Origin of the sequence: Sulfuricurvum sp., assembly GCF_049305995.1 — a bacterium.
In the GTDB taxonomy this organism is placed as follows: Bacteria; Campylobacterota; Campylobacteria; order Campylobacterales; family Sulfurimonadaceae; genus Sulfuricurvum.
Genome location: NZ_JBAQPS010000382.1, coordinates 1 through 8,649 on the forward strand (window position 1 = coordinate 1; position 8,649 = coordinate 8,649).

Sequence of the window (8,649 nt, forward strand, 5' to 3'; positions counted from 1 at the left end):
AGATTGAACTACCAAAAAACGATTATCCTACATCAACCCTCAGCGAAGCAGATGTATTGGTGAATAATACCGATTTACAAAAAGCGAGCAGCGGCTTAGAGATACGTGATAGAATGGTTGATTTAGCCTACGCGCCGTTTCTCCCTGTCATCGGAGCTTTTGCTGAAGCCAGTAGTGCCGATGATACCTTTTTAGGTAATTTTAGCGATCATAAAGCTTATACTATCGGAGCGAAACTAAGTTGGAATCTCTTTAACGGCGGAGTCGATCAAAATGCACTTGAAAAAGCCCGTATCGAAAAACTCAAAACAACTACTCAAGTTGAACTCGCTAAAAAAGGGATCGCACTTCAGTACGACAAAATCCGCACTGAAATCGATAGTTTAAATTCCCAAGTTAAAAGCCTCGAAAAAGAGTTGGAACTCTCTGAAGCGATCTATAAAAACTATGAAGGTCGTTACCATGAGCACCTTGCATCGATGTCTGATGTCATTATCAAACAATCCCAACAGATTGAAAAAGTACTCAATCTTCAAATGGTAAAAAACAAACGAAACGAGCGTATTTTTGCCCTCGAAAAACTAAGTAACGGAGTTAAATAATGAAATTTTGGATCACCTCTCTCGCCCTCGCCTCTACCCTCAGTGCTGCAGGACTCAGTCTCTCAGGAAGTGTTATCAGCGATAACCAAAAAATGATTACCAGTCGCAATATGGGCTTTGTCACCAGTGTTAACGTCTCAGAAGGCTCACGCGTTTCCAAAGGTCAATTGCTTTATACGATCGATTCCAAAGAAATCGATTCGGCAAAAACCCAAGTGGAGCTCGGAATCGCCCAAGCAGAACTTTCATTGCAAATGTACCAAAACCAATATGCTAATTTGGAACTGAACCTAGAACGTAATAAACGTCTTCTAGCTCAAGATATGGTCAGTAAATTCGAGGTTGAAAATCTCGAACTCTCGAAAAAGAATCTCCAAAACATGATCTCAATCGGTGAACGCCAAGTCAACCAAGCCAAAGCGCGTCTCAAAGAGGTTAACAACCAATACAACTACCTCCGCATCACTGCACCTAATAGCGGTGTCATCGTTGCCAAAAACATCAAAGTAGGAGAGATGGCGATGCCGGGGATGCCGGCAATCGTCCTCTCAGATTTGAATGCTCTGAAAATCGAAGTGGAAGTAGCTGAAAATAATCTCAAATTAGTACCCATCGGAAAAAATCTTAAAATTTCTATCCCTTCCGTCGGTTATACCGGTATCGGACGAGTCAGTGCCATTATCCCTAGTTCCAATCCAATGACACACACCTTTAAAATCAAAGTATCGTTTAACGCCAAACAAACCGTCTATCCCGGCATGTACGCTACTGTTGAAATCGAATAGGAGTCTTTATGCACGCCTCTCACTCCTACCAACCGAAAGACTCTGCCGGAAAACTTGCCAAAGGTTTTTTGCGAAATCCTCTCACACCAATACTCGGGATTTTTCTCCTCCTCATCGGCTATATGGCTTTGATGCTCATGCCGCGCGAAGAAAATCCTCAAATGGTGGTTAGCGGATCAACTGTTATCGTTGCTCTCCCCGGTGCAACCGCCAGTGAAGTCGAAAATGTCATCGTTAAGCCTCTGGAGCGTAAACTTAAAGAGATCAAAGGAATCGAACACATTCATGGGATGGCGATGGATAATGTGGCCGTCATCAATGCTGCATTTTATATCGGTGAAGCCAAAGAGGATTCTAACCTTAAAATCTATGATAAAATCATGCAGAATATGAGCATTCTTCCCAAAGGTGCTATGCAACCCATTATCAAACCTCTCGACATCGATGTCGATATTCCTATCGTCTCCGTCGCGTTTTACTCCAATAACCCAAAGATGGATCCTACTCTTTTGTATGATCATGTCAAAGAGATTCAGCATCACATCAACGGTCTCCCTAATGTTGCCGTTACCGATATCAAAGGGGCAAAAAAACATCAATACAATGTGTTGGTCGATATGAACCGTCTAAGCGGTTATAACCTCTCTTTAGGTCAAATCGTAATGGCAACACAATCACTTGCCTACAATGTCCCTGAGATCAAAGGAAAAACACAAAATAATGAAATCGTTATGATCGGTGTACGTAATGCCATCGAAAGTATCGAAGACGTCGGTAATATTATTGTGGCTCAATACGGTGGATCGGCTATCTATCTGCGTGATGTCGCTACGATCACTGCCGGAAGCGATATCCAGAATTTTAAATCGGCACTGGTTACGGTAAAAGGAGATAGCGGTAAATTCTCACCGCTTAAAGATCAAATTACCCTCACAGTTTCTAAACTTCAAGGAACCAATTCAGTTATTATCGCGGATGCGGTTAAAGAAGAACTTGCTAAATATAAAGAGCAGATGGCAACACAGGGGATTAACTATGTGATTACCCGTAATGATGGGGAACGTGCCGATGAGGCAGTCAATGAATTGGTTTTTCACCTCATCCTCTCCATCGTCATTATCGCTATTTTACTCATCTTTGTATTGGGCTGGCGTGAATCATTGATTGTTACCTTTACGGTTCCGGCTATTTTAGCAATTACCCTTTTTATAGCTTATATCACAGGGCAAACAATCAATCGGATCACCCTCTTTGCTTTCTTACTCAGCCTTGGGCTTCTCGTCGATGCAGCAATCATTGTTATCGAAAATATTCATCGCCATTTTCATGCACCGGATGCTCATTTGCGTGATGCCGATGAGCTAATGGTGGAAGCAACCGATGAAATCGGTGCTCCAACCAATATTGCTACTCTTGCAATCATTCTCACGATGGTGCCAATGGCATTTGTCGGTCAAATGATGGGACAATTTATGAAACCGATCCCGGCCAATGTTCCTATTGCACTTATTGCTTCACTCTTTGTAGCTTATATTTTTACCCCTTATATGGCAATACGATTACTTAAAAAACCTAATCACCATGGAGAGGCTCACTAAATGTATCAAAAATTTGAAAATTATCTTCTCATCCTGCTCGCTTCCCCATCCAAGAAAAAGCAAATTTTATGGGGGACACTAATTGCATTTATCTTTGCTATCGCACTGATCCCCAGTGAATTCGTATTAGCAAAAATGCTTCCAGGAAAAAATAATGATACCTACAGTATCTATATCGACCTAGCAAACGGAAGTTCTATTGAACAAACACGACAGGTGGCTGAGTGTAGTGTTGGTATTTTGCAACATGAGCATGAAGCACTAGATGCAGAGGTATTTTTAGGTGCAGGTGCCCCACTCGACTTTGCAGGACTGATCAAAGGATCGCATTTTAAAAACAATGAGAATGTTGCTGAAATAGTCGTGAATCTCACTAAAAAACATGATCGTGATGAGCCATCTTACATGATGGTTCAACGGCTACGTCCAATCATTTTAAAAGAATGCGGTCACATCTATCCTCAAACCAATATCAAATTTGTCGAACCACCGGCAGGACCTCCGACAATGGCAGCTATTGTTGCTGAAGTTTATGGAAATAACAGTGCAGGTATACGTCATTTAAGTACACGTATCGAGGGAGTATTCCAAAAAACGGAAGGTTTAGTGGATATCGATATTATGCAAGATGAAATTTACGATAAATTTGAAGTACGGGTTAATACCGATAAAATTACCAAATCCGGATTAGATATCAAACATGTCAATGATATTTTGTATCTTTCCTTTGAGGGAATGAGCGTTGCGGTGAAAAACTCCCAAAAAGCAACCGATCAAATTCCAATTTTTCTTACTTTAACGCCGGAAGGAAAAAAGTTTTCATCACGAGACAAACAAGCAGTTGAAATCAAACTTGCCAGTGTAAAACTCATGAATCAAATGGGCATGATGGTACCGATCACCGAAGTCGTCGATATCGTTGCGGTTAAATCCAATCCGATGATTATGTCGAAAAATCTTCATCAAATGACCAATGTCGTCGCCGAAACCGACATGGTTTCACAGGTGTATCCACTTATGGATGCTCGCAATGTTATTTTGGAAACATTTACCGATGAATACGAGATTCATAAAATCGGTCTCTTTAACCTTGAACTGATCGATAAAAAAACTGCGGAGCGCTATGAGCTTCTTTGGGATGGAGAGATGGAAGTCACCCTCGATACATTTGTCGATCTAGGCGGTGCATTTATTGCTGCATTAGTACTCATATTCTTATTGATGGTTGTTTACTATAAAAGCTTTATCCTTAGCGGTATTGTATTACTTGGAAGCTTCCTCTCGATCATCGGAGTTATCGTTGGGCATGGTATCGTCGATATATTTACGGCGGATACTTTTTTCCTCACTGCCACATCACTGATCGGATTTATCGCCCTCATAGGTATCAGTTCTCGTAACTCGTTGCTGCTGATTGATTTTACCAAATCACTTATGCTAGACAAGGGGATGCATAAAGCTGAAGCCATCGCTTATGCCACTGCGACCCGTGCAAAACCGATTTTTCTAACAGCCGCCGCAATTATCTTGGCATCAACACTCTTAGCCAGCGATGCTGTTTTCGGAGGACTTGGAGTTTCTCTTATTTTTGGTACAATAGCAGCCGTCATCGCGTCGCTTGTAGTTGTCCCTATTCTGATTCATAACTCAGATTTAGAACGTCATTTCAATTTTCATGAGCGTAAGACGGTGTCGATAATGGAGCCATAAAAAACGTGTTTACCCCTATTATTCAGACATCTACTAATGTTATGGCTGATTTGCAAGAAATCGCAAAAACAAGGGGAATAAATATTGAAAATATTGACTTTGACCTCCTTAGCTTTCAGACATATTTTAAGGGAGCAATTGACGAAGAGTGGCAAAACCTTCGTCATTGTAACCTTTTAGAACAAACGACCGAAAGTGAAATCCGCTCCAATATCTTTTTGCTTCGTCAAGAATACCAAATTCGATTTCGCGAATATGCCCCTCACCCGTATCTTGATCTACATTTCACCATCGCAACCGATAAATATAAAAGCAAAGCAGTAGCAGTTCTTGATTCTTCTTCGATCATTCCGCTTAAAAAAGGGATACAAGAGTGGATTAAAGAAGCCATTCAACATAAGCTTCTTCGTCACGGTTTATTGATCGGACTTTATGATCAAAATCTTGATCGTGAAATCAACCGTCTTCTGCTAAAAATTCAAAAAGAAGGTCCATTAAATAATACGTATCGTCTACCAATAGGAGAGTTTTTTCCACCAATTCCTCAAACCAATGATCAGATCATTCTCCATTTTCAAAATCAAAAAGAATCCAAAAGTCTAATTCAAGGCGTTCAAACTGGAGATTTAATTTTAGAATATATTTTTCCTAAACATGGTCGAGATGGGAGAGGATGTGATGGCAGCTATATCAAAATACCCGATCCTACTATCAAATATGCTAATTATATTATTATTAACGATGAAACCATTGAAACAGACGAAAATAGTGAAAGCATCCGATTTTATGCCAAAGTTTCCGGATTTGTCGAACGGAAAAAAGGAATATTTACCATCTCTCAAGAACTTCGAATAGATACAGCTAATTTCAAAAAAACAGGCTCAATCGAAGCAGGAACCGATAAAGATATTTCTCTAAAAATTAACCAAAAAATAGCCAGTGAAGATTCCGTTGGAACGGGAGTGTATATTGATGTTCAAAAGCTTGAAGTCAATGGTACGGTTGGAAGCCATGCAAAAATTCAAGCTTGTGAGCTTCATATAGGGGCGCAAACTCATAAAAAATCAACTATTGATGTCACAGAAACAGCCAATATCCATCTCCACAGAGGAAATCTCAAAGCAAAAGATGCCCATATTGATATTTTAGAAACAGGAAAAATTGAAGCAGATTGTGTTCACATCCATAAAATGATAGGTGGTGAGATCATTGCTAGAGAAGTTCATATAGATATTCTTTACTCAAATGCTCGTATCACCGCTTTGGAATCTATTTCAATCGGAACAATCGAAGGTGAAGGAAACAAACTCTCCATTGACCCTCATTCTTTAGAAAGTTACCATGAAAATATTGCTCATTTAGAGCGTGAAATAAAAGATAAAACTTCCCGTATACAACTACAAAATAAAGAATTTATTACACGTCAACTTTCATTTAAAGAAAAAAATAGCCGTATCAAACAGATACAACAGCGCATCATTTCAACAAAACAAACAGGAAATGAACCTATGAAAGCCGATTTAGTACGATTGCATCAATACAAAAGTGAAGCAGAATCACTCAAACATTTTAAAGAGACTTTAGAAGAATCTGAATCTTTATTACATCAAATGAAACATGATCTAAATAAACTCTACGAAGCCGACTTACATGCTGTAGTGACCCACAATGGAGTCTATAACGGTAAAAATCGAATCATTTTCATTGATCCTAAAACCCGACAAGAATACGGTATCTCTCCGGAGGGAAAAGTAACTCATATTCGACTTCGTCTTGATGGGGATGAGAAAAAAATACTATTAGAATCCTAAAAAAATCAAACTGCTTTTCTCTTCCATCAAAGGTTTACCTTATATGCGGTACAACTCTCCTATGAAATTATCAAACCTGACTCTAAGCACCCCCTATCTATCCCTTGATCCGATTTTCTTCCATGAAATCGCACCGACACCGCTCAAAAATCCGCGACTCATCAGTGCCAACCTCAAAGCCGCCAAACTTTTAAATAGTACGCTTGAGCTCCATCATGAAGAACTCGAAAACATCCTAAACGGAACGTTCATGCTAAAGGGATCACGCCCCTACGCTATGTGTTATGCGGGTCATCAGTTCGGGTATTACGTACAGCGTCTCGGAGATGGTCGTGCCATCAATCTAGGATCTGTAAATGGGTTGAATTTGCAGCTAAAAGGCTCAGGTATTACCCGCTATTCGCGTCAGGGTGATGGACGCGCCGTATTACGCTCCTCCATACGCGAGTATTTGATGAGTGAAGCGATGCACGCTCTGAGTATCCCTACAAGCCGCGCGTTAGCGATTATCGGTTCGGATGAGAAGGTGGCGCGTGAGCAGTGGGAACGTGGAGCCATCGTATTGCGCCTCTCTCCCTCATGGATACGGTTTGGAAGTTTTGAGTATTTTTTTCATACCAATAAACACAAAGAACTCGAAAGTCTTGCTGACTTTTTACTTCAAGAATCGTTCCCACATTTGGTTGGTGTAGAAGAAGCCTATCTCAAAATGTACGGTGAGATCGTAATGCGTACCGCAGAGCTGATGGCGCAGTGGCAATCGGTCGGTTTCAACCACGGTGTCATGAACACCGATAATATGTCCGCCATCGGCATCACCATCGATTACGGCCCTTTTGCCTTTATGGATACCTTTGAGAGCGGTTATATCTGCAACCACACCGACAGCGGCGGGCGCTACAGCTACGATAACCAGCCACGGATCGGATATTGGAATCTGGAGCGTCTCGCCCATGCTCTCTCGCCTCTGATTACCACCGAGAAACTCCAATTAGAGCTGGAAAAATACGGTAACTATTTCACCACGAAACTCATGACACTTTTACGTGATAAACTTGGTCTTGATACACCGCATGAAAAGGACAGCGATCTGCTCAGAGTGCTGTTTACCCTCATGGAAAACGGACGGATCGATATGACCCCGTTTTTCCGTACCCTCAGCCAATACGATGGAAATCGCGAAAAACTTCTTCTCCTCACTCTTGCACCGAACCAGCTAAACGAATGGCTTGATCGATACGATGAACGTTTAGCCTTGAATAGTTCATCCGTTGAAGAACGTCACCAACAAATGCTCCGCACCAATCCAAAATATGTTCTCAAAAATTATATTCTTCAAGAAGCGATTGATGCGGCGGAAAAAGATGATTTTACCCTCGTTAACAATCTACTTATGTTGGCACAAAATCCGTATGATGAGCATCCTGATTTTGAACGCTATGCAGGTATTACCCCTCAACAGCACACCAATCTAAAGCTTAGCTGTTCGTCGTAGTGCTCTCACTGTAACTGAGCCGCAAACCGTCCTCACTCATCACAAATCCGTGTATAGCAAAATCTTCATTATGCTTCTTGTTTTACTTAGATATCAGCTTTTACACTTTGACCCATAGCCTATAATAATGGGAAACTCAACATTGCAAGCTATAATACATGTAATTAATATATATGGAAATAGGTTAATATGGGCGAAGAGCAAAAGAAACTATTAGAACAACAACTTTGGAATATTGCCAACACCCTCCGAGGTAAGATGGATGCGGATGAGTTTCGTGATTACATCCTCCGATTTATCTTTTACAAATACCTCTCCGAAAAAATTGAAGACTATGCTGATGACATTCTCAAAGAGGATAAAATCGCCTATCTCTCTATCGATGAAAACTCTGCCGAAGGTCAAGAATACCTCGAAGCAATCCGTGAAGAAGCTATCGAGAAATTGGGATATTTCCTAAAACCTTCAGAACTATTCACCCAAGTAGCCAAACGGGGGAATGGAGATAAAAACAACTTCATCCTCGAAGACCTCACAAAAATCCTCCGCAGTATCGAACAATCGACTATGGGACACGAGAGTGAAGACGATTTCGTTCACCTTTTTGAAGACCTTGATTTGACCTCTACGAAGCTCGGTAAAACCGAA

At 40.8% G+C, this 8,649-nt stretch carries 5 protein-coding genes and 1 pseudogene; all 6 read left to right on the plus strand.

The genetic code is table 11. From position 1 onward, the window contains the following. A partial coding sequence (locus tag WA010_RS12735) for a TolC family protein (protein ID WP_422557495.1) occupies positions 1-602 on the plus strand: 602 nt, incomplete at its 5' end. Continuing rightward, positions 602-1,387 (plus strand): efflux RND transporter periplasmic adaptor subunit, encoded by a 786-nt coding sequence (locus WA010_RS12740; protein ID WP_422557496.1) that lies wholly within the window; start codon positions 602-604, stop codon positions 1,385-1,387. The genes WA010_RS12735 and WA010_RS12740, both read left to right, overlap by 1 nt. Before the next feature lie 8 nt (positions 1,388-1,395). Continuing rightward, positions 1,396-4,695: pseudogene (locus WA010_RS12745) on the plus strand (efflux RND transporter permease subunit). A 5-nt stretch (positions 4,696-4,700) separates the two neighbouring features. Further along, complete coding sequence (locus WA010_RS12750) at positions 4,701-6,506, plus strand: flagellar assembly protein A (RefSeq protein ID WP_422557497.1); 1,806 nt, start codon at positions 4,701-4,703, stop codon at positions 6,504-6,506. Positions 6,507-6,567: 61 nt separating this feature from the next. Further along, on the plus strand, positions 6,568-8,001 hold the full coding sequence (locus tag WA010_RS12755) for a protein adenylyltransferase SelO (protein WP_422557498.1): 1,434 nt from the start codon (positions 6,568-6,570) through the stop codon (positions 7,999-8,001). Between the two features lie 189 nt (positions 8,002-8,190). Further along, a partial coding sequence (locus WA010_RS12760) for a type I restriction-modification system subunit M N-terminal domain-containing protein (protein ID WP_422557499.1) occupies positions 8,191-8,649 on the plus strand: 459 nt, incomplete at its 3' end.